19 protein-coding genes and 1 pseudogene are annotated in these 20,914 nt (G+C 70.9%); 9 read left to right on the top strand and 11 right to left on the bottom strand.

Features of this window, described 5'->3' with window-relative positions:
- The first annotated feature begins 107 nt into the window (after positions 1-107).
- Positions 108-932 carry a hypothetical protein gene (locus ACIBM5_RS37295; protein WP_396011158.1) on the top strand — a complete coding sequence of 275 codons (825 nt, stop codon included), beginning with the start codon at positions 108-110 and terminating at the stop codon, positions 930-932.
- On the top strand, positions 929-2,038 hold the full coding sequence (gene menC, locus ACIBM5_RS37290) for an o-succinylbenzoate synthase (RefSeq protein ID WP_396011157.1): 1,110 nt from the start codon (positions 929-931) through the stop codon (positions 2,036-2,038). Before ACIBM5_RS37295 ends, menC begins: the two co-directional genes overlap by 4 nt.
- Before the next feature lie 159 nt (positions 2,039-2,197).
- Here the strand turns inward: menC and ACIBM5_RS37285 are convergent, their stop codons facing one another.
- Positions 2,198-3,064, bottom strand: coding sequence for a helix-turn-helix domain-containing protein (locus ACIBM5_RS37285; RefSeq protein WP_396011156.1), 867 nt, complete (start codon positions 3,062-3,064; stop codon positions 2,198-2,200).
- Between the two features lie 104 nt (positions 3,065-3,168).
- Between ACIBM5_RS37285 and ACIBM5_RS37280 the strand changes: the two genes are divergently transcribed.
- Positions 3,169-4,065 carry an alpha/beta fold hydrolase gene (locus ACIBM5_RS37280; RefSeq protein WP_396011155.1) on the top strand — a complete coding sequence of 299 codons (897 nt, stop codon included), beginning with the start codon at positions 3,169-3,171 and terminating at the stop codon, positions 4,063-4,065.
- Between the two features lie 153 nt (positions 4,066-4,218).
- Here ACIBM5_RS37280 and ACIBM5_RS37275 read toward each other — a convergent pair whose 3' ends face one another.
- The 4 genes from ACIBM5_RS37275 to ACIBM5_RS37260 all read right to left on the bottom strand — a co-directional run bounded on the left by ACIBM5_RS37275 (position 4,219) and on the right by ACIBM5_RS37260 (position 6,366).
- Positions 4,219-4,479 (bottom strand): hypothetical protein, encoded by a 261-nt coding sequence (locus ACIBM5_RS37275; protein WP_391589570.1) that lies wholly within the window; start codon positions 4,477-4,479, stop codon positions 4,219-4,221.
- 48 nt (positions 4,480-4,527) lie between these two features.
- Entirely contained in the window at positions 4,528-4,791 is a 264-nt protein-coding gene (locus tag ACIBM5_RS37270; RefSeq protein ID WP_396011154.1) for a hypothetical protein, read from the bottom strand.
- A 174-nt stretch (positions 4,792-4,965) separates the two neighbouring features.
- Complete coding sequence (locus ACIBM5_RS37265) at positions 4,966-5,424, bottom strand: macro domain-containing protein (RefSeq protein WP_396011153.1); 459 nt, start codon at positions 5,422-5,424, stop codon at positions 4,966-4,968.
- A 192-nt stretch (positions 5,425-5,616) separates the two neighbouring features.
- A complete protein-coding gene (locus ACIBM5_RS37260) occupies positions 5,617-6,366 on the bottom strand; it encodes a Crp/Fnr family transcriptional regulator (RefSeq protein ID WP_396011152.1) in 750 nt (249 codons plus the stop codon).
- Positions 6,367-6,389: 23 nt separating this feature from the next.
- On the opposite strand from ACIBM5_RS37260, the gene ACIBM5_RS37255 reads away from it, so the two are divergent.
- Positions 6,390-6,656, top strand: a complete 267-nt coding sequence (locus ACIBM5_RS37255) for a YciI family protein (RefSeq protein WP_391589573.1) — start codon at positions 6,390-6,392, stop codon at positions 6,654-6,656.
- Positions 6,657-6,883: 227 nt separating this feature from the next.
- On the opposite strand, the gene ACIBM5_RS37250 is transcribed toward ACIBM5_RS37255, so the two are convergent.
- From ACIBM5_RS37250 to ACIBM5_RS37235, 4 genes are all read right to left on the bottom strand, one after another.
- Complete coding sequence (locus ACIBM5_RS37250; RefSeq protein WP_396011256.1) at positions 6,884-7,870, bottom strand: endonuclease/exonuclease/phosphatase family protein; 987 nt, start codon at positions 7,868-7,870, stop codon at positions 6,884-6,886.
- A 146-nt stretch (positions 7,871-8,016) separates the two neighbouring features.
- Positions 8,017-9,090 carry a sensor histidine kinase gene (locus ACIBM5_RS37245; protein ID WP_396011255.1) on the bottom strand — a complete coding sequence of 358 codons (1,074 nt, stop codon included), beginning with the start codon at positions 9,088-9,090 and terminating at the stop codon, positions 8,017-8,019.
- Between the two features lie 58 nt (positions 9,091-9,148).
- Positions 9,149-9,472 (bottom strand): hypothetical protein, encoded by a 324-nt coding sequence (locus ACIBM5_RS37240; protein WP_396011151.1) that lies wholly within the window; start codon positions 9,470-9,472, stop codon positions 9,149-9,151.
- A 273-nt stretch (positions 9,473-9,745) separates the two neighbouring features.
- Positions 9,746-11,023: an ankyrin repeat domain-containing protein gene (locus ACIBM5_RS37235; protein ID WP_396011150.1), complete on the bottom strand. Its 1,278-nt coding sequence runs from the start codon at positions 11,021-11,023 to the stop codon at positions 9,746-9,748.
- Positions 11,024-11,434: 411 nt separating this feature from the next.
- Between ACIBM5_RS37235 and ACIBM5_RS37230 the strand changes: the two genes are divergently transcribed.
- The 3 genes from ACIBM5_RS37230 to ACIBM5_RS37220 all read left to right on the top strand — a co-directional run bounded on the left by ACIBM5_RS37230 (position 11,435) and on the right by ACIBM5_RS37220 (position 13,015).
- A complete protein-coding gene (locus ACIBM5_RS37230) occupies positions 11,435-11,803 on the top strand; it encodes a hypothetical protein (RefSeq protein ID WP_391589577.1) in 369 nt (122 codons plus the stop codon).
- Between the two features lie 25 nt (positions 11,804-11,828).
- Positions 11,829-11,966, top strand: coding sequence for a hypothetical protein (locus ACIBM5_RS37225; RefSeq protein ID WP_396011149.1), 138 nt, complete (start codon positions 11,829-11,831; stop codon positions 11,964-11,966).
- 167 nt (positions 11,967-12,133) lie between these two features.
- Positions 12,134-13,015, top strand: a complete 882-nt coding sequence (locus ACIBM5_RS37220; protein WP_396011148.1) for a HEAT repeat domain-containing protein — start codon at positions 12,134-12,136, stop codon at positions 13,013-13,015.
- Between the two features lie 111 nt (positions 13,016-13,126).
- Here the strand turns inward: ACIBM5_RS37220 and ACIBM5_RS37215 are convergent, their stop codons facing one another.
- The gene (locus tag ACIBM5_RS37215) at positions 13,127-13,843 is read right to left on the bottom strand and encodes a neocarzinostatin apoprotein domain-containing protein (RefSeq protein ID WP_396011147.1); all 717 of its coding nucleotides are present in this window, start codon (positions 13,841-13,843) and stop codon (positions 13,127-13,129) included.
- A gap of 760 nt (positions 13,844-14,603) precedes the next feature.
- Here ACIBM5_RS37215 and ACIBM5_RS37210 point away from each other — a divergent pair.
- Positions 14,604-16,139, top strand: a pseudogene (locus ACIBM5_RS37210) (M4 family metallopeptidase); the annotation flags it as partial.
- Between the two features lie 122 nt (positions 16,140-16,261).
- Here the strand turns inward: ACIBM5_RS37210 and ACIBM5_RS37205 are convergent.
- On the bottom strand, positions 16,262-17,833 hold the full coding sequence (locus ACIBM5_RS37205) for an ABC transporter substrate-binding protein (RefSeq protein WP_396011146.1): 1,572 nt from the start codon (positions 17,831-17,833) through the stop codon (positions 16,262-16,264).
- Between the two features lie 856 nt (positions 17,834-18,689).
- Between ACIBM5_RS37205 and ACIBM5_RS37200 the strand changes: the two genes are divergently transcribed.
- Positions 18,690-20,825, top strand: a complete 2,136-nt coding sequence (locus ACIBM5_RS37200) for a PQQ-dependent sugar dehydrogenase (protein WP_396011145.1) — start codon at positions 18,690-18,692, stop codon at positions 20,823-20,825.
- Positions 20,826-20,914 lie beyond the last annotated feature (89 nt).

The following is a 20,914-nucleotide window of genomic DNA, read 5'->3' as shown; positions in this document are numbered from 1 at the left end:
GGTAGGCGAGTTGCTCATAATGGCGAGTCATGGACATCGGTGTTGCGGCAGCCAGGGCACGAGCGAGCGCGACGAGAGCGGGCACGAGATCCGGCGTACGGATCCGGATGCTGGATTCGACGGCGGGCAGCCACGCCTGTGCGCGATTCCTCGGCGAGGTGTGGCAGAGCGATCCGGACCGCCCGCCCCTCGCCGGCGACGTCGTCAAGGCGATGGCGGACGCGGGGAGTTACGTGGTGGGTGCGTTCGACGAGGCGGACGGCGGCGATCGGCTTCTCGGAGCGTGCATCGGCCTTTGGGGCCCACCCGGCAGGGCCGGAATGCACAGCCACATCGCGGGCGTCCACGTCGCCGCCCGCGGACGCGACGTCGGGTACGCGCTCAAACTGGATCAGCGGGCGCACGCCCTGGAGCACGGCGTCGAGCGCATCACCTGGACCTTCGACCCGCTCGTCGCCCGCAACGCCCACTTCAATCTGCACAAACTCGGTGCCACGGCACACACGTATCTGCCCGACTACTACGGACCCCTGTCCGACGGGCTGAACGCCGCCGACGAGTCGGATCGGCTGATGCTGCGCTGGGATCTGCGCAGCGAGAAGGTCGTGGCGGCATGCGACGAGGACACCGGGCCTGCGCCGGCGCCTGGGCCCGTGCCCGTGCCCGTGCCCGTGCCCGCTGAGCCGACCCGGCGGGGGCTGCCGCCGGTCGACGGGGATCGGCCGGTGACTCGGCGGGCGGGCGGCGAGACGGTCCTGGTCGCCGTACCGCCCGACATCGACCTGCTCCGGGTCCGGCAGCCGACCGTCGCCCGTGACTGGCGCCTGGCCCTTCGGGACACCCTGGGCACGCTGTTGGCCGACGACGCCCGACTGGTCGACTTCGACCGGGCGGCGTGCAGTTACGTTCTGACCCGAGGCGAGGGACGATGAGGGTCGAGCGCGTCCGCCTTCGGCGCATCTCCCTGCCGCTGGTCACCCCCTTCCGCACGTCCCTGGGAATCGAATACGAGCGCACGGCGATGGTGGTGCAGGTGTCCACAGCGGATGCCGAGGGATGGGGCGAGTGCGTCGCCGGGGCAGAACCCGACTATTCCTCGGAATACGTCGAGGGAGCCGAAGACGTCCTCCTGCGGCATCTGGTGCCCCCGCTGCTGTCCGCCGAGTCCGTGACCGCCCGTACGCTCACGCCGCTGCTTGCCGCGGTCAAAGGCCATCGAATGGCGAAGGCCGCACTCGAAATGGCGGTCCTTGACGCCGAACTGCGTTCCTACGGAACGTCGTTCGCGGCCGCTCTGGGCGCCGTCGCCGATCGCGTCCCCAGCGGGGTGTCGGTCGGCATCATGGACTCGGTGCCGGAGCTGATCGACGCCGTGGCGGGCTACCTGGCGCAGGGCTACCGACGGATCAAGCTCAAGATCGAACCCGGCTGGGACATCGCGCCGGTACGCGCGGTCCGGGAGCGCTTCGGTGACGACACACTCCTGCAGGTCGACGCAAACGGCGCCTACACGCGTGCCGACACTCGGCACCTCGCCCGACTCGACGCCTTCGACCTGCTCCTGATCGAGCAACCGCTCGACGAAGAGGACCTGCTCGGGCACGCCGCACTCGCGCGGACCCTGCGCACCCCGATCTGTCTCGACGAATCCGTGGTTTCGGCCCGTTCCGCGGCCGCCGCCATCGCGCTGGGCGCCTGCCACATCGTCAATGTCAAACCCGGGCGCGTCGGCGGCTACCTCGAAGCCCGTCGGATCCACGACGTCTGCGCTGCCTCCGGCATTCCGGTGTGGTGCGGTGGAATGCTCGAAACCGGGCTGGGTCGAGCCGGGAACGCGGCGCTGGCCGCGCTGCCGAACTTCACGTTGCCGGGGGACGTTTCGGCCTCGGACCGATACTTCGCCACCGACATCACCGAGCCTTTCGTCCTGCGGGACGGGCACCTCGCGGTACCGACGGGTCCCGGTCTCGGTGTCGAGCCGATCCCGGCGGTGCTGGACGAGGTCACTACGACGGTGAGCGAACTCCGCCGAGGCTGACCGGCGGGGGACGCCATCGGCGGAGGTGTCGATGTCTCAAGACTGTCGTCCGCGCTCGGCTCGAACAACGGCCGATCTCGGAACCGTGGTCAACCTCCGGGATACCGATGGGTGCAGCCCGATGAGCGCAGCCCGACGAGTGCACAACGTTCCCGGCGCCTACGGTGCGGTCGCGCCCGGCGCTTGGCGGTCGTGCCGGTGCTGTGGGCCGAGTACGCGCAACTCGTCCAGCACGGTGGTACCACCGGGCGGAGGGGTGAAGATCCGCAGCCGCTGGTCCGCCGCGGGCGTCGCCAGCACCTCGCAGTCCAGGTCGATCCTGCCCAGGTCGGGATGCACGAGCCGGTACGGGTGTGACCTGCGCACGGCGACCTCGTGCCGGTCCCACAGCGCCGTGAATTCCGGGCTCGCGGCCCGGAGCCGCGTCACAAGCGAGCGGGACGCCGCGTCGTCGCCGCGACGGGTCGTCGCGGCCCGCAGGTCGGCGACCAACTGCCGGGCCTGCTCCTCGTGTTCCTCGACCGCGAAGTGAGCGCGGACGGCGGGGTCGGTGAACCAGCCCAGCACGATGTTGCGGTCCTCCTCGGCGACCGTGCACACGCACCCGAACAGCGCGAGCGCCAGGTCGTTCTGCGCCAGCAGGTCGCCCAGATCGCTCACCACCTGCACGGGCACGCCGTCCAGGCGGTCGAGGAGGTATCGCAGGGCCGGCCGCAGGTACCCCCCGGCCCGCGCGCCCTCCGGCGGGCGGTGTCCGGCGAGCAGGTACAGGTGGTCCCGCTCGTCCTCGGTCAGCCGCAGCGCGCCCGCCAGCGCGGCGAGCACCTGGACCGAGGGCTGGGGGCCGCGGGCCTGTTCGAGCCGCATGCAGTAGTCGGCCGACACGCCGGCGAGCATCGCGACCTCCTCGCGACGCAGGCCCGGGGTCCGCCGCCTCGGTCCTTCGACGAGCCCGACGTCGCGCGGCGTCAGCCGCTCCCGGGATCGGCGCAGGAAATCGGCGAGGTCGGGACGGTTGAGTGTCATGTCCTCCCCAGGATATCGGTGTCGTGAGAGCGCATCCCGGGACCGCCGATCCTAGGGGAAGCGCTCCGCTTTTGCGGTGCCGGCGGTGGCGGCACGATCGGTACATGGCCCTCCAGGGTCGGTCCGACGAGAAGATCGGTGGTCGCATCATGGGGGAATCCGTACTGGAAGTTCCGGGCGCACGACTGCGCTACGCCGTCCGCGGCGAGGGCCCCGTGCTCCTGCTCGTCGCCGGGGGCCACCACGGTGTCGACGCGAACGAACCGCTCGCGCGCCACCTCGCCGACCGGTACACCGTCCTCACCTACGACCGGCGCGGCCTGTCGGGGAGCACCACCGACGCCCCCGCGACGACGCTCGCCACGCACGCCGACGACGTCTCCCGCCTGCTCTCCGCCTTCACTCCGGAACCCGCACTCGTCTACGGCACCAGCATCGGCGCCCTGATCTCGCTGGAACTGACCGCCGGGCACCCCGAACAGGTCGCGGCGGTCGTCGCGCACGAACCGCCCGTCACGCACCTGCTGCCGGAACCCGGGCGCACCCTCGCCCTCGGGCAACTGCGCACCGTCGAGGAGACCTTCAGGGCGGAGGGAGCGGCCTCGGCGATGCGCAGGTTCGCGGCCGACATCGACATCGACCCGAGCGACTGCGAGCCGGACGTCCCGACGCGCGCTCCGGGGCCCGACCACCTGCGGAACGCGGAGGTGCTGCTCACGCACGACATGCCGGCGATCAGGGCGCACGTCCTCGACGTGGCCGCGCTCACGGGCTCACCCGCCCGTGTCGTGCCCGCCGCCGGTGAGAACTCGGGCCACGTCTGGCCGCACACGTGCGCCGCGATGCTCGCCGGCGCACTGGGCACACGCCTGGAGACATTTCCCGGCGGTCACAACGGATACGTCTTCCGCCCACGCGGAACCGCGGAACGAATCCACACGGTGCTCGACTCCCGACCCGCGACAGGCCCCGGCGCAGGAGGTGGACCGCAGCTTCGGTGAAGCGGTTCATGTCGACGGTGGGGTCGTCGGTCCACACCCGTTCGTGCCGTATTCCGGCGGTCTCCGGGCGCAGGGCCTCGACGGGGATGCTCGTGCCGGCGGCGGCGATCGCGGGTCCGTCGTAGCGGTCCCGGCCGACGCGGGAGGCCCCGGTCAGGTTCGGTGTCCGCTGATCCGGGAGACGTGGCCCGCGCTCGCGACGACGACGAATCGGTGGCCGAGCGCGGTGGGTTCGGTGTCGAGGTGCAGGACGCCCTCGGTGCCCGTCGCCAGGACGGGCCCGCCGTCGATGATCCCGGTCCAGGTGCGGGGGAGGGTGTCGCCGTCGATGGGCCAGTCGTACAGGTCGGCCGTGATCTCGATGTCCCCGCGGCCGGGAACGGTGACGTGGCCGTGCGCCGAGGTGATCTCCATCATTCGAGTGTGCGTCGGCCGCCCCGATCCCGCCGGCGGCGGGGCGGACTACCGGGGCGGGTCGGTCGGTTGGCCGGTGAGGGCGGCCAGGGCGGCCTTCTTGAGGGCGTCACGGTCCTCGGCGCTCGTGGCGCCGGCGTCCTCGCGGGCGGCGATCAGCGCCCGCATGGCGTTCATCCGCGCGGCTCTGGCCCGGTCAAGCGCCCGGGCGTCGTCGGTGTCCGCGACCCGCAGACATTCCAGGTGGGCCAGCTCGAACGCGAGCTGGTGGTCGAGCAGGGGGCGCAGGCGCTCGGGCAGTGCTTCGGCCATGCGTTCGACCCTACGGACGACATGCCGCCGCTCACCGCGACGCCCCGGCAAGGCAGCCGAATTCGCCCGGACGGAGCACTCGGCCCACCCCGGTCACCGGCTGTCCGGTCTCGGCTGGGATGCAGGTGTTGTCCCAGTTGATCGGGTCTGTCCCTGCGGGCCGCAACTGTCGTCTCAGGAAGCGAGCGCGGCGACCAGCAAGTCATGGGCCTCCTGGTCGAAGGCCACGAGCCTGATCCGTCCGACACCGGTCGACGAGGACCGGAGGGTGGCGACGGCGATCTGCGCGGCCTCCTCGGCGGGGAACCCGTAGACGCCGGTGGCGATCGCGGGAAACGCGACACTCGTGGCGCCCAGTTCATCCGCGACCTGAAGGCATCGGCGGTAGCAGGAGGCCAGCACTTCGGCCTCGGCGTAGTCGCCGCCCTCCCAGACCGGACCAACGGTATGGATCACGTGCTTTACCGGCGGATCGAGGTCGAAGGCCGGCGTCGCCATCGCGTCGCCCGGCTCGCAGGGACCGATCGCGGCACCCGCGTCCGCCAGCCGCCGACCCGCCGCACGGTGAATCGCGCCGTCCACGCCACCACCGCCCATGAGCGACTCGTTCGCCGCGGTGACGATCGCGTCCATCTCCTGGAGCGTGATGTCACCCTGAACAACCTCGATCACAGTCATGCCCCGATGATGCCACCGGCACCGAACCACAACACGGCAACGCACGAGCTTGTGCCACGTCCCGTCCGTCGCGGCGGGGAGCGCTCCCGCCGCCCTTGGGCCGGCGAAACGGACGCGCAGGCAAGACCTGGGCCCGCTCTTCGGGGATCAGGTCGTCGAGATCTTCCCTCGTCCACGCGATTGCGCGAGTGACCCGATGCCGGGGGCGGTCGCGCGCAGAGCGAGGAGTTCCGGTGCGAGCACGGCGACACCGCGGCGGGTGACCTCGATCAAACCGTCGTGGCTCAATCGGGCGAGCAAACGGTTGACCGTCACCCGGGTCGTCCCGAGCAGGTCGGCCAAGTCCTGTTGGGTGCCCGGCAGTTCGACCCGGGCTCGGGCGGATGCCGCCGCTTGCGTCAACAGCCAGGTCGCCAGCCTCGCTTCGACCGGCAGGGTGGCGGCATCGGCGAACCGCTCCTGTTGATGTCGGGCGTGCTCGGCGAGCAGGCGCAATACGTGCCGACGTACCGCCGGCACGTCGTCGACCAGTTCCTCGAATCGGGTTCGAGGCAGGCTGCGCACGGAGCAGTGGGTGACCGCGGTGAGGGTGGCCGTGTGCCCGCCACCGTCGATCACGGCGACCTTGTCCAGCGCGCACGGCCCCGTCCAGTCGCCGAAGCGGACGGCTCGGCCGCCTGCCGTGGTGGTGGCGGCGGACACCCGGCCGCGCAGCAGCACAAGGAGGTGCTCGGCCGGATCGCCGGCATTGCGGATCACCTCTCCCGCGCGGTGGCGCCGCGGGAGCGAGCCGAACCACAGCGCGCGCAGCCGATCCTCGGGCAGTGTGGCGAACAGGGGCACGGCGGCCATGGCCCGCCATGGCGCCGATGTATCGGCCGATACTGAACTTCCCATCGGCAGACCGTACCGTCGCCCGCATGATGATCCTCGAACTGGCCTTCACCGCTTCCCCCGAACGGTTCGCCGCACGTGCTGCACACCGGTCGTTCCTCGCCCGGCTGCACGAGGAGGGACGCCTGCTCGCGGCGGGTCCCTGGGCGGACGACTCCGGCGCGCTGCTGGTATTCGATCTGGAGCGCCCGGAACTGGAGGACATCCTGGACGCCGATCCGTACTACCGCACGCCGGGCGTGACGATCACAGGCATCCGGGAATGGGCACCGGTGGTCGGCCCGAAGCGCTGACGGGCGCTCCAACAGCGGCACCTACATCCACACCCACGACGGCAGCACACCGTGGGCACGAGTGTCCACCGCACCGCTTGCCGACGCCAGGACCGGCGGATGCACCCGCAGTGCTCGATCCTGGCGGGGCGGCCCGATGATGCCGAGCATCCGTGCCGACGACGTGGTGGCCGGCGGCGGCCCGCTGCTTGCCGATCGGGTCCGGCACGGTTCGTGCCGGGGTGCGGTCACCAGCTGAGGCGGGCTGCCACCGGCCGGTGGTCGCTTCCGGTGGCCGGCAGCACCCACGCGCTCCGCGGCTGCACGCCCCGGGTGAGGATCTGGTCGATCCGTACCATCGGGAACGTCGCCGGCCAGCTGAAGCCGAAGCCGTTGCCGGCCGCGTCCTGGGCCGAGTGCAGCTGCGAGGTGATGCCGTCGAGCGAACGGTCGTCCGTGGTGCCGTTCATGTCGCCGAGCAGCACCATCCGCTCGTTCTGCTCGGCGGCGACGGCCTTGGCGAGCGCCTCGGCGTTCCTGTTCCGGGTCCCCGTCCCGAAGCCTCCCCGGGGATTCACGCGTACGGATCCCAGATGGGCGACGTACACGGCCAGCGGCCCGTGGTCGGTGGCCACCGTGGCACGCAGCGCCCGGTTGTCGGCCCACTTGTCGGCGGCCGGCTTGGCGTCGCCCAGCGGCCCGACGTCCTGCGCGATGTCGACCGGCCGGATGTCCGACAGCGGCAACGTGCTCCACAGTCCGACGGTGCCCTGCACCGAGTGGTACGGGTATGCCTGCGCCAGCTCCTTCTCGTACACCGGCCTGGCCTGCGTGTCGATCTCCTCGAGGGCCAGCAGGACCGCACCGGAGGCGGCCAGATCGCGGGCGGTGCCGGTGGGGTCGGGGTTGTCGGCGTCGACGTTGTGGCTGATCACGGTGAGGTCGCCGCCCGGGTGCGACTTGTCGGTGAGCAGCCCGCCGAAGAGGCTCACCCACGTCACGACCGGCAGCAGCAGAGCGACCACCGCGACGGCGGAGCGGCGCCACAGGGCCCCGGCGAGCAGCACCGGGACGAACACTCCGAACCACGGCAGGAAGGCCTCCACCAGGCTGCCGATGTTCCAGATCCGGTTCGGTATCCGCGCGTGCAGGAGCAGGAGCAGGCCGAGGAGCAACGCCGTCGCCGTGAGCACCCGGCCGCGTTTCCACGGCCCCGGTCGGGCCAGGCCGCCGATCGCCCGGTGGACGACCGAGCGCTTGTCGGTGGTTGCGGCGGGTCGGGTGGTCGCGGCCGTCTCGGCGCGCCCCTCCGCTTCGGTCCGCGGCGGCGCGGCCGACCGCGCGTTCGCGACGTCTTCTCTTGCTTCACTCACTTCTTGCTTCACTCACTGATCGAGTTCCTGAACTGTTTGGCTGAACGCGGTGCCGGGGCGGGCAGTCGAACGGTGATACGCAGGCCGCCGTCGGCGCGCGGGACGAGGGTGAGGGATCCGTCGTGTACGTGGACGATCCGCTGGACGATGGCCAGGCCGAGGCCGACCCCGGCGTGGTCGTTGTGGATGCGCTCGGTGCCGCGCTGGAACGGTTCGGTGAGGGTCGGGACCGACTGCGGGGAGAGCTCCTCTCCGCTGTTCTCGACGGTGAGCACCGCGCTCCCGGACCGGACGCCGGTGCGGACCCACACGGCGCCGCGTTCGGGCAGGTTGTGCACGATGGCGTTGTGCACGAGGTTCGTCGTCATCTGCAGCAGCAGCGCCGGCGACCCGGAAGCCGTGGCGATGTCGCCGGAGGTGTCGATGGTGACCTCGCGCTTCTCGGCGAGCGGGAGCAGCGTCTCGACGGCCTCTTCCGTGAGCAGGGACAGGTCGACGGGCTCCCGGGTGAAGGCCTGCTTGTCGGCGCGGCTGAGCACGAGCAGCGCCTCGGTGAGGTCGATCGCCCGGGCGTTGACGACGCGGAGGCGCTCGACGAACGCGTCGATGTCGCGATGCGGATCGTTGCGGGCCACGTCGAGAAGGGCCTGCGTGGTCGCCAGCGGCGTGCGCAGTTCGTGCGAGGCGTTGGCGGCGAACCGCTGCTGCTCGGCGACGTGTGCTTCGAGCCGCTCCAGCATGGTGTCGAAGGCATCGGCGAGTTCGCGGAACTCGTCCCCGCGTCCCGGCAGTTGGATGCGGTGCGAGAGCGACCCGTTGGTGGCCATCCGGGTGGCGTCCGTGATGCGGGTCAGCGGAGCGAGCATGCGGCCGGCGAGGATCCACCCGCCCACGAGACCGAACACCAGCAGGAACGCCAGTACCGCGGCCGCCCTCGGGGCGAAAACGTCCAAGAGGGCGGACCGGATGGGGAAGACGCCACCCTGGGGCCTGTCATCGGGGTTGATGAGCATCGCGCGGTCGGGGACGTAACTCAGGAGGAACACCCACACCGCCGCCATCAGCAGGGCGCCGGCCAGCATGAGGAATCCGGCGTAGCTGAGGGTGAGTTTGACGCGAACGCTCACACCGGGCTGCCGCCTATCCACGGCCTCGTTCCTCGCGTCCGGTGCCGGGTGCCGTGTCGATGCGGTGGCCGACGCCCGGCACGGTGGCGCTCATCCAGGGCTCACCGAGATGCTTGCGCAGGGCCGAGACGGTGACGTGTACCGCGTCGGCGACCTCGTCACCGCCGGCCCCGGGAACGTCTCGATCGAGGACGGCGACGTCGTACGTATCGATGCTCGGCAGCTCCGGCGCGGTGCCGCGGTCGACCGCGATGTCCGCCGCGATGGCTTCCGGGCGCAGGCCATCGCGGATGGCCTCGGCCATACGGGGCTCGTCCTCGACGATCGACACACGCATACGCCGAGGCTACGAGCCCGGGCATATCGTCACCGTATCGAAAACCGCGTCCGCGACGGCAACCTGCCGCGGCTGTGCGCCGAGCCGGACGGGGGCGACCACCCGGGCGGCCGCCGCGCGGGGGAAGCGCTGCCGTGCCGGGGCGGTTTGACGGCCCGTCCGGGGCTTCGGGTAGCGGATGAGAATCCGGTGGGCCGACTCGGGCGCCCGGTCACCACGGATGCGACTGGGCTTCAGGTAGCGGACGAGCACTCGACGTGGCGAGGCCGAGCGTCAGCGTCGGCGCTTCGGAACTTCGATGTTGCGATGGCCGGGGTGTGTCGTAGGTGTTCGGCGGCGCGAGGCGCGGTGCCGGTACACGTCGTCGAGCAGCCAGTGGTACGGGGAGTCCTCGTCGGTGGGGTCGAGGCCGCGCAGGATCTCGTCGCCGCGGGGGTCGGCGCGCAGGGCGAGCCGTGCCGCCGCCTCCACGCGTACGTCCCGGTCCGGGTCGTCGAGGCAGCCGGCGAGCAGGTCCGAGACGTCGGCGGTGTCCGGTGGGGCGAACGCGAGGGCCCGGCAGGCCGCTCGGCGAACCGCCGCGTTCGCGTCCCCGACGCGCTCCGTCGCGGCGACCAGGGCCTCGGGGCTTGCCGTCTCGATCTCGGAACGCAGTCCGCCGACCGCCTGCTCCCGAACCTTGGCGTCGAGGTGGCGAGTGAGCGAGGGGAGCGCTTGGCCGGCGCGTGGATCCATGGCGTCGACGAGCCCGGCGGTGAGCACCCGGGTCACCCGAGGATCGGGTTCGCAGGCCACCCGGCGCAGGAACAGGTCGACGAGCGGCCGGTCGTACGGTGCGTCCGCACGCTCGTCGAAGAGGTTCATCAGGCGGAGTACTTCCGCGCCGAAGTACCGCTCCAACGGGTTCGGCCGGTCGCACAGGGCGGCGGCGGCATCCCACACGCCGGTGTCGTGACGCTGCTCGAGCGCGTACGTCGTCGCCCACCACACCTCGTGGTCGACATCGGGTTCCGCCAGGGCGCGCGACAACAGCTCGTCGAACGGCGGGTGGATGCCGTAGCGCGGTTCGAGCGCGGTGAGGATGGCGGTGTGTCCGTTCCTGATCGTCAGACCACCCGACGACAGTTCCGCGCAGACGGTCCCGGACTCCGACCGTCGGACGGTTCCGCGCTCGACCGGACGGGAACCGCTTCCACGGCGTAACTCCGTCTCGATGTCCGCCTCGTGCCAGTACCGGGCCGTCGCCAAGGCGTCACGTCCTTCGGCGTCCGCGACCCACAACTTCGCCCCGTGCCCGACGAGTCTGTCCGTGATCTCGCAGGCGCCTCGGTCGATCGCGCGCAACAGCGGGGTGCGGCCGTCGGGTGCGGCGTCGTCCAGCCGGGCCCACGCGACCAGGACGTCGACGACCGGGAGGTCGAAAGCGTCCACCGCCAGACGCAACGCGGGAGTGCCGTGCTCGTCGACGGCGTCGGGATCGGCTCCCGCTTCCAACAACGCGGCTGTCAGCTTTGCGTCCCCACTCCGTACCGCGGCTATGAGTGGCTCCACGCCCGCGTCTCCTGTCCGCTTCGACATACCGCGTCCTCCACCTGTCACACCACGAGATCGAGGACGGAACGAGGGTAGCCGGCCGGGTCGGGCCCCCGCGCACGGGTCGGCATCACCTGGTGAAGTATCGGGGATGGCCGAACTCGCGTGCGTCGCCTGGTGAATCCTTCGAGACGGAGCGCTCAGTCGAAGCCGGGCTCCCGGTGTGTGGAGCGACTTCCGGCGCCGGTTGCGTCGCCGTTGGCGCGGCGTCCGGATTCTCGTCGGCCGGCACGACGGTGGTATGTCGAGGCGCGCGTGTAGAACGACCGTGGTGGGGGTGGATCCACCCCACGTTTGACGTGCTTTGCCGGCCCCGTGGATAGCGTCGTCCTGCCATCGCACAACCGACTACACACGGGAGAAAAAACCATGAAACGACGCATAGCCACGGGGCTCGTCGCGGTCGCAGCCTTCGCGGCATGCTCCGGGACGGCCGTCGCCTCGGCGGCGCCCGCCGCACCGTCCGGGCAGGTGAGCGTCCTGGGCAATTGCCCGGAGACGAGGAACGTGTCCATCAACGGCGCCGAAGCCCACTGGACCGTTTGGTGCTCGGGTGGCCGGGTCTACGTCGACGGCTACGTGAAGGACACCAAGGCGGACGGAAAGTGCGCCGAGGTCTACGGCAGCGTCGGCTCGGTGGCGGTCAACAGCGCCAACGCCTGCCCCAAGAACACCAAGAAGACGTTCGCCTGGAACGCGCCGGGTAGCAGCGTCGCCCTGTACCTGCGTCTGATCTGATCCGCAGCGACCGGTCGTTCGGCCGGTGATCCGCCAAGACGATCACCGGCCGGACGACCGGACCCGGCCAACACCGGCCGGCTACCTCCTGCTCGGCGAGATCATCCGCGGTGATCCCGACGACGCCGTCGAAGCCCTCCTGGACAAGGCGGTTTGCGGCTGACCGGACTTCCGCAGGTCACCGCTTGAAGGGACACTGGGCGGGGCCGGTTCGTGCACCCCGCGTGGTGCTCTTGCCGGCACCGATCCCTTGCCGGCATCGACCCCCTGGCCGCACCGACTCCCTGTCCGCACCGACCCCTTGCCGGCCGAAAGCGCGGTTGATTTCCGATGTACGCGGTACCCGACGGGATCGACGAACTCATCGTGTCGTTCCTGCGTGGCGACAACAGGGCCGGCGACAGGCTGGTGGCCGCGGGACCGGTGAGTCTGCGCCGTCTGATCGACGCACTGGCGGGCCGGGTCGACCCGGGCTGGAACGCGTCGGGGGCAGAGGGGGAACGCTGCGACCGGGAGGAGTTCGAGCACCTCGACCGGTTGCAGGGGCTCCTGGCCCGTGCGTTTCCCGAGGCCCTGTTCGATGCGGTGGCGCACGACCGCACACTCGAACCGGCGGTCATGCGGATGCTCAAGTGTGTCGAGGATCCGCGCGCGGTGCCGATTCTCGAACGCGGACTGCTTCCCGGTAGCGGAGTCCGCTGGTCAGCCCTGTGCGGTCTGGCCGTGCACGGCACCGCCGAGCACACGGAGGCCGTTGTCGACTGCCTGGACGACGCGAGCGAACCGACGCGGTCCGAAGCCTTCGACGTACTCGGGCGGCTGGGGGACGTCCGCGCAATCGACCCCCTGCTGCGCAGGCTGAGCACCGACGATGGTCACACGGCAAGACGCGCCGCGGAGGCGCTGGATCGCATCGAGCGACGCATCGGCGGACCACTGGCGCCGCCGGTCTGGCTCGAGCTGGGGCCGCGGGAGCTCACCACGGGGGGTGCGCCATTCGGCGGACCGTGGCGCGTGATGGAGGGCCTGGTGGAGCGCGGGCGGACCGTCCGCGACGGTGAGCTGCTGGCGGTCCTGGAGAACGACTACGTCTCGACCGAACTCACGGCTCCCGGGCCCGGCACGGTCACGGACGTTCGGATCGCGGTGGGCGACGAAGTGTCCGACGAGGTCGTGGCCGTCGTTCTCCGGGCCCGGCGCCGCATCGGGTAGGGACCGCCGGCACTCGTCTTCGGCACCACCGCCTCCTCGGTGTTCCACCACGCGCGCGACAGGGAGCCGAGGTGGTGCTTTTCGCCGGGGGCGAGGTTCGGCCGTCCCCGACTACTCGTCTCCGCTGCCTCGGCCGGTTCCGGCCTGGCGCCGGTTGCGGACCACGAGCACCACGATCACGGCGATGATCGCGATCACGCCGGCCATGACGGCCGGGAGGATCCATGGGTTCTTGTCGGTGTCCGTGTCCTGTGCGTCGGGGATTGCCGAGTCGGCGGCGGCCGGGGGGCTCGTCGGTGCGGGCTGCGCGGCCGAGGCGCCGTCGCTGCCGGGGGCGGGCGCCGGGCTCGGTGTCCAGGTGGGTGGCAGTCCGGGGACTTCGCCGCGGAAGCCGATCGAGAGGTAGGTCTCCTGGCTGCGGTCCCCACCGCCGCCGACCTTGGTGGTGGCCACGGCACAGCGGGTGCGCAGGCAGTCGACGGAGCCGAACGCGGCGCGTACGCGCAGCGCTCGGCCGAAGGAGCCGTCGGTGTCGACCCGCACGGGGTCTACGCCGAGATCGGAGTCGCATGCCTTGTCGGGCCCCTGCGCGGGGTCGCACGTTTTGAGGCGTACCTCGCTGCCGGGCCGGAAGCCGCGACCGATCACGGTGATGTGGTCGCCGGCGGGATCCAGGGCGCTGGTGCGGTCGGCCGTCAGGGTCGGTCCGCCCTGGCTCGTCGGTGCGGGGGAGGCGAGCGCCGGTCCCGGTAGGCCGGCGAGCGTCCAGGCCAGGGCGGGCGCGGCGAGGACGAGGGCCGCTCGACAGGGGCGGCCGGTGGGGGGCATGACCATGATCGTTCCCAATCGCTTCCGTATGTCGGCCCGCCCTTGGGCCTGCGGTGGCGGCGTGCGGTGTCGTGCCCGCCGAGTCGCCCCGGATTCCCGGGGCGCGGGAAGCGTTGATCGCTTCGGTGCTTGCCCTTACCCGGTCGGGTCGCGGTCATCCACGACTCGCGGGTGACCACCTCGGACGCAGCAACCGGCGTGGGGGACGATCCTCCACGCGAGGGCCGTCGCGTACGCCGAACGACAACCTCCCGAGCCGTCGCGGGCCGAACCGATTCGGGTCTCGCCGAGGCGCGCATGCTCCGGAACGGCCGGCGCGAAGTCGTCCGTCCGCATCCCGAACGAGGAGTTCTCGAGCATGGCCGCGACGGAGCCGCGGCACGGCCGGGTGTCGCGCGCGACCACCGGCTCGGCTCCCCGCCAGGCAGGTCGGCGTCCTGCCGCCGGTGCGCGCCGCGCACCGGGCAGCCGCCCCCGACGATCCGCGTCCGGTTCGCCACTCGGGTCAACTCGCCTTCCTGGGCTCCCGGTTGTCGGTAAGAGGAGCGGGCGGCCTGCGGGCTCGACGGGGGTGCACGGGTGGTTGTTGACAGAATGTGCCGCGTCGAACACATTCGTTGACGGTCGACTTGGGAGCGTGTGAGCGTTTCGTACGCTCGGGCACGAACCCGGCGCACGCGATGGTCGGTCCCGCGCAGCCCGCGGAGCCGACGAGAACCGGACTCGTGGTCGAGGTCTTTCCCCTATCCAAGGAGCCTCGATGAAACGCAGCACGGTGACGGTCGGGTCGGTCCTGGCCTTACTCGCCGGCCTCGTGGTCGGTACGTCCCAGTCGAACGCGGCGACGCCGCCGCCCGCGCCCGGCTTGGCGGCGGCGGTGTCCGCCGCCGACCAGGCCGCCGCGAGCGGCCGGGACGTCCTGGCCAAGGGCCCCGACGAGAGCTACGTGCGGCAGCAGGTGACCCCGTGGGTCGACAACCTGTACTCCGTGGCCTACGAGCGCACCTACCGCGGGCTGCCCGTGGTCGGCGCGAGCGCCGCGGTGCTGGCCGACGGCAACGGCACCGTCCGGGCCGCCGAGTCGGCCACCGATCTGCGAATCGACGTCCCCGTCAAGCCGACCGTCGGCAAGGGCGCGGCCGAGAACGTCTCGCGGTCGCGACTCAAGGTCGTCGACAAGGTCGAGTCGCGGCGCCTGGTCGTACGAGTCCGGGAGAATTCCGCGAACCTGGCCTGGGAGACCGTGCTGATCGGCAGCACCGAGACCGCGCCCAGCCGGCTGCACGTCTTCGTCGACGCCCGCTCGGGGCAGGTGCTCGACTCCTACGACGACGTCAAGGGCGGCACCGGCACCAGCCAGTGGAACGGCCCCAACCCGCTGACCATCAACACCAGCGGCAGCCCCGGCAACTACAAGATGATCGACACCACCCGGCCCGGCCTGTCCTGCGCCGACTACAGCGGCGGCGTCTTCACCAAGGCCACCGACACCTGGGGCAACGGCAACGCCACCAACAAGGAGACCGGCTGCGTCGACGCCATGTGGGCGGCGCAGAAGGAATGGAACATGCTCCGCGACTGGCTCGGTCGCAACGGGCACAACGGCAACGGCGGAAGCTGGCCGGTACGGGTCGGGCTCCCCGCGATCAACGCCTACTGGACCGGTTCGCAGATCCAGATCGGCCACAACCAGAGCAACCAGTGGATCGCGTCCATGGACGTCGTGGGCCACGAATTCGGGCACGGTATAGACCAGTTCACCCCCGGCGGCGCCGGCGCCGAGTCCGGACTGGGCGAAGGAACCGGCGACATCTTCGGTGCGCTCACCGAGGCGTACACCAACGAGCCCTCGCCCTACGACCGTCCGGACTACCTGGTCGGCGAAACGGTCAACCTGGTCGGCAACGGCCCGATCCGCAACATGTACAACCCCTCGCAGGTCGGCAACAACCCGAACTGCTACAGCTCGTCGATCCCGGGCACCGAGACCCATGCGGCGGCCGGACCCCTGAACCACTGGTTCTACCTGCTCGCCGAGGGCACGAACCCCGGCGGCGGCAAGCCCAGCAGCCCGACCTGCAACAACACGCGACTCACGGGCGCCGGAATCCAGACCGCGGGAAAGATCTTCTACGGCGGCATGCTGCTCAAGACGAGCGGCATGACCTACAAGAAGTACCGCACCGCGACTCTGAAGTCCGCCAAGGCACTCGACTCCACCTGCGGCCTGTTCAACAAGACCAAGGCCGCCTGGGACGCGGTGAGCGTGCCTGCCCAGGTCGGTGACCCGACCTGCCCGTGATGCCGAACGCACTGCGATAGACATCCGACGCTCGTCCCTCGACGAGGCCGCGGCCTCCCGCCGCGGCCTCGTTCGCAGTGTCCGGGTGCGCGCCGAACCCGTGGACGTGCGAGCGGTCAGCGCGCGTCGGTACGGCGCAGGGATGAGGGCAGGAAACCGCCGCCGTCGACCTCGAACGCGTAGCCTCGGGTGAAGTAGGGGACGTTGCTGTCCATGAAGGTGATCACATCGATCCGCTTCATCAACTCCTCCTCCGCCGCGGTCCATTCGGCGCAGCCCGCGGTGTCCGACTTGGCCATCGCGAGCGCGGTCAGGCGCTCGTACTCCGGGTTCTGCACGGAACCGAAGTTGAGGCCCGCGGGCGGCTTGGTCCCGGAGTAGAACGGGACCATCTGGTCGGGCGTGCTCAACGACAGCGGCGCCCACGCCACGTCCCACAAGCCGGTCATCAGCGTGGAGACCTTCGTCGCCGGCGTGGTCGGCTGAAGGGTCACCTTCACGCCGAACGAATTCCACTGCTTGACGGCCAGCTCGGCCGCAGCGACGACCTGGGTGCCGGACAGGCCCGGGTAGGGCACGGTGATGGACAGTTGCCGCCCGTCCTTGGTCCAGTAGCCACCGGACTTCTTCCACCCGGCGGTGCGCAGCAATTCGGCGGCGCCGTCCACGTCGTGCGCCGGCAGGTTGGCGGTGACCGAGTCGGTCGGACAGGGCGGGGACATCGCGGTGCCCAGCCGGGTCGGCGGCCTGCCCTTGCCGCCGGTGGCGACCGCGCCGAGCTGGCGGAGGTCGATCGCGGTGACCAGTGCCCGACGCACCCGCGGGTCGGCGGTGACCCGGTTCGGGTCCTCGTTGAACAACAACTGGCCGAGCGGGTCCTGCATGGCTATGGACTTGATCCCGGCCGCGGCCAGCCGGGACCGGTCGGGGCCGACCACCGTCGTGACGTCCAACTGGCCGCCCAGGAGCAGGTTGGTCCGGGTGGACTCGTTGCCGATCACCTTGAAGACCACCCGGTCCGGGGTGCGGGCGTTGTCCACGCCGTCCGGACCCCAGGCGTAGCCCTGCCGCTTGGTGAAGGTGAAGTGGTCGCCCGGTACCGCCTCGGTCAGCCGGTAGGGCCCGGTGCCGTCCGACGTATGGTCCAGCTTGCCCTGCGCGCGCATGCCGGAGGGGCAGACCAGTTGCAGCGTCGCGGCGTTGCGCAGCAGGAAGGGGGTGGGCTCCGGCGTCTTGAACGTCAAGGTGCCGGTGGCGTCGTCGGCGGAGACGGTGAGGCCGGTGGGCACGATCATGCCGAGCATGGGCGACGCGTTGGCCGGCTCGGCGATGTACGCGTACTGCGCCGCGATCGCGGAGGCGGTCAACGGCGTACCGTCGTCGCACGTCACACCGCGCTTGAGGGTGAAGCTCGCGGTGGTCGCATCGGACGTCCACTTCTCGGCGACCCCGGAGACGATCCGCCCGTCGGGCTGGATGTTGAGGAGCCCGTCGTAGGAGAAGCGGTTCAGCATGAACGCGCTCGCGTTCAGCGCGGTGAGCGGATTCAGGCCACCGGGATCGGCGACGACCCCGACGGTCAGCGTATCGCCGTCGTCGGCGGCGCCACCCCCACCGCTCCCGCCGCAGCCGGCGGCGAGCAGGCCCAGGACGAGGGTCCCCAGGACCCCACGCGAGACGCGTCTCATCGTGCGCCTCCCGGGAAATGCCCGCCGACCGCGAAGCACTCGGCGACCGGGAAACGCCCGGCCACGGCGTGCCCGGTGCCGCGCACCGCACCCGACTCGGCACCCGGTGCCCATCGGCGGTCTGTCGGCGGCATGGCCGGCAATGCGGATCGTCCCGTCACGGGAAACCTCCTCGGAGTGCGGCTTGCGCCGCTGCGGATGATCACGGTAGGCAGTGGCCGGAAACCGGGGGATCGTCGCCGCGCACGAAGAACGATCCACGATCCTGTGCGAATCGCCGACGCCGAGCCCGGCCGTCTCCGGGATTCTCGGATCCGACGCGATTCGACCCCGCGAGCGCACCGCAGGCACCGTCCATACCTGCGTCGTACCGCCCGGTGTGGCCGTCGTGAGGCGTGCAGGTGACCCTGCCGTCCCCGGTGTCGACGCCGACCCGGCCGGCCACGTCCGTCGGGGCGGTCGAGAATCCCTGCCGCCGTTCGGCCGCGGTCGGTCCCTCCAGCGGCAGTGCGACCGACTGGTCGGGGTCGAGGGATCCATCGGTGGGTCGGGACACCGCCACCCCGAGCCCGCACCCGGATCGTGCCCGCGGACGGCCGCACGGCCCAGGCGCGGTCGGAAGTGCGTCCGCACATCGAGTGGCGTGACCCGTTGACAGGCACACGACCGAGGCCTAGCGTGCTCCATCACCGGATAGGAAAGTTTCCTAACTATCGAGGTCCAGCGCCAACTTCCCCCGGGTGACCGCCCGTTGCCGGATGTCGCTTGCCACAAAACCTTCGCAGCGGAACCGCCCGGGCGGCACCACGAGCTGCTGAGCCGCCTCGCGCTCAGTCCCTCTTCGCTGGAGGACACCGTGAGATGCATCAAATCCCGGCCGTCCAGGGTGTTCGGCGCCCTGGTGGCTGCTGCCACCACCGCCTCGCTCTGCGTGGCCCTGCCCGCAGCCCACTCCGCTCCCCTCCTTCGCACCGCCTCGTACGAGGCCGAGTCCGCCCAAGTCGTCAAGGGCAAGGTGGAGTCCAACCACGCCGGCCACACCGGCACCGGCTTCGTGAACTTCGACGCGGTGTCCGACGCGTACGTCGAGTTCACCGTCCAGGCGGAGCAACCGGGAGCCACGAAGCTCGACTTCCGTTACGCCAACGGCACCGCCGACAACCGGCCGTTGGACATCACGGTCAACGGCACCCGGGTCGCCGACGATCTCTCCTTCCCCGGCACCGGCGCCTGGACGACCTGGAAGACGGCCTCCGTCACGACGGCACTGGCTGCGGGCACCAACAAGATCCGCGCCACCACCTCGGGCGTGGACGGCCCCAACCTCGACAGCCTGACCGTCACCCCGCAGGGCCCGGCCGACACCGAGAAGCCGACGGCCCCGAAGAACCTGCGCAAGGACAAGGAGCCGACCACCACCTCCGTGTCCCTCGCCTGGGACGCGGCCGGCGACAACGTGAAGGTCACCGGCTACGACGTCTACCAACACGGCCAGCTCATGAAGCAGGTCGACGGCTCCACCCTGGCCACCACGGTGACCGGCCTGACGCCCGAGACCAGTTACGACTGGACCGTGTTCGCACGCGACGCGGTCCCGAACGTCTCCGACGCCAGCAACGTGGTCACCATCGCCACGCTGCCCGCGCCGCCCGACGGCGAGGCGCCGAGTGTTCCGCAGGCGCTGCACGCCACCGGCAAGACCGCGACCAGCGTCGACCTGGCATGGACGCCGTCCACGGACAACGTGTCGGTGACGGGGTATGACATCTACCGCGACGGCGCCGCCGCGGGTACCTCGGCAACCGCGTCCACGACCGTCGCCGGCCTGAAGGCCGACACGGCGTACCGGTTCAAGGTGCGAGCCTTCGACGCCAAGGGCAACCGGTCGGCGTTCGGCCCGGAGATCAGCGTCACCACCACCGGTTCCCAGCCGGGCGGCACCCCCGATCCGGGCACCGTGAAAACCCTGGCCACCGGTGTGGACGTCGCCTGGGGTGTGGCGTTCCTGCCGGACGGTTCCGGGATCTACACCGAGCGGAACACCTTCGACGTCTACCGGTTGACCAAGTCCGGCCAGAAGACACAGCTCGGCAAGGTGCCCAACTCCCAGACCACCGGCGGCGAGGGCGGCCTGATGGGCGTGGAGGTTTCCCCGAACTTCGCCACCGACCACTACGTGTACTTCCTGCACACCTCGTCCGACGGCAACCGCATCGCCCGGATGAAGCTGGAGAACAACACGCTCAGCGGCTACAAGGTGCTGCTCGCCGGCATGGCCAAGAGCCGCTACCACAACGGCGGTCGGCTTCGTTTCGGGCCCGACGGCAAGCTGTACGCCGGCATGGGCGATGCCCAGAACGACTCCCGGGCGCAGGACAAGAACTCCCTCAACGGCAAGATCCTGCGCATCAATCCGGACGGCACGATCCCGTCGGACAACCCGTTCGGCAACGCGGTCTGGTCCATCGGGCACCGCAACCCGCAGGGCCTGGACTTCGACTCCAAGGGACGCCTCTGGCAGGCGGAGTTCGGCGACAACATCATGGACGAGGTCAACCTGATCCAGAAGGGCGGCAACTACGGTTGGCCCAACTGTCAAGGCACCGAGGGTAATTGCTCCGGATACATCGCGCCGAAGAAGACCTGGCCGGTGTCCTCCGCCTCGCCGAGCGGCCTGACCATCATCAACGACCACGTGTTCGTGGCCACGACTCGGGGGCAGCGCGTCTACCGGCTGCGCATCGACTCCGGCTCCAACCTGGTCGAGCAGAAGTCGTTCTTCGAGGGGACGTACGACCGGCTGCGCACCGTGGAGGTCGACCACGACGGGGACATCTGGCTCACCACGTCCACGGACAAGGACGGCACGGCGGGCAACGACCGAATCCTGCTGATCGACATCGTCTACTCGGGCGGAGCCCGCCCGGGGCCCGGCGAGTTCGCGCCGACCGGCACCGCCTTCACCGACGACACCACCCGCTTCGACGAATAGCCCCGCGCCGGGGGGGGGGGGGGGGGGCCGGGCCCCCCCCCCCCCCCCCCCGGGGGGGGCGGGGGGGGGGGGGCGCCCCCCCCACCCCC

Source organism: Embleya sp. NPDC050493 (genome assembly GCF_044458105.1).
Taxonomy (GTDB): domain Bacteria; phylum Actinomycetota; class Actinomycetes; order Streptomycetales; family Streptomycetaceae; genus Embleya.
Note: the sequence above shows the minus strand (reverse complement) of the source record. Positions and strands in the feature narration are given on the sequence as shown.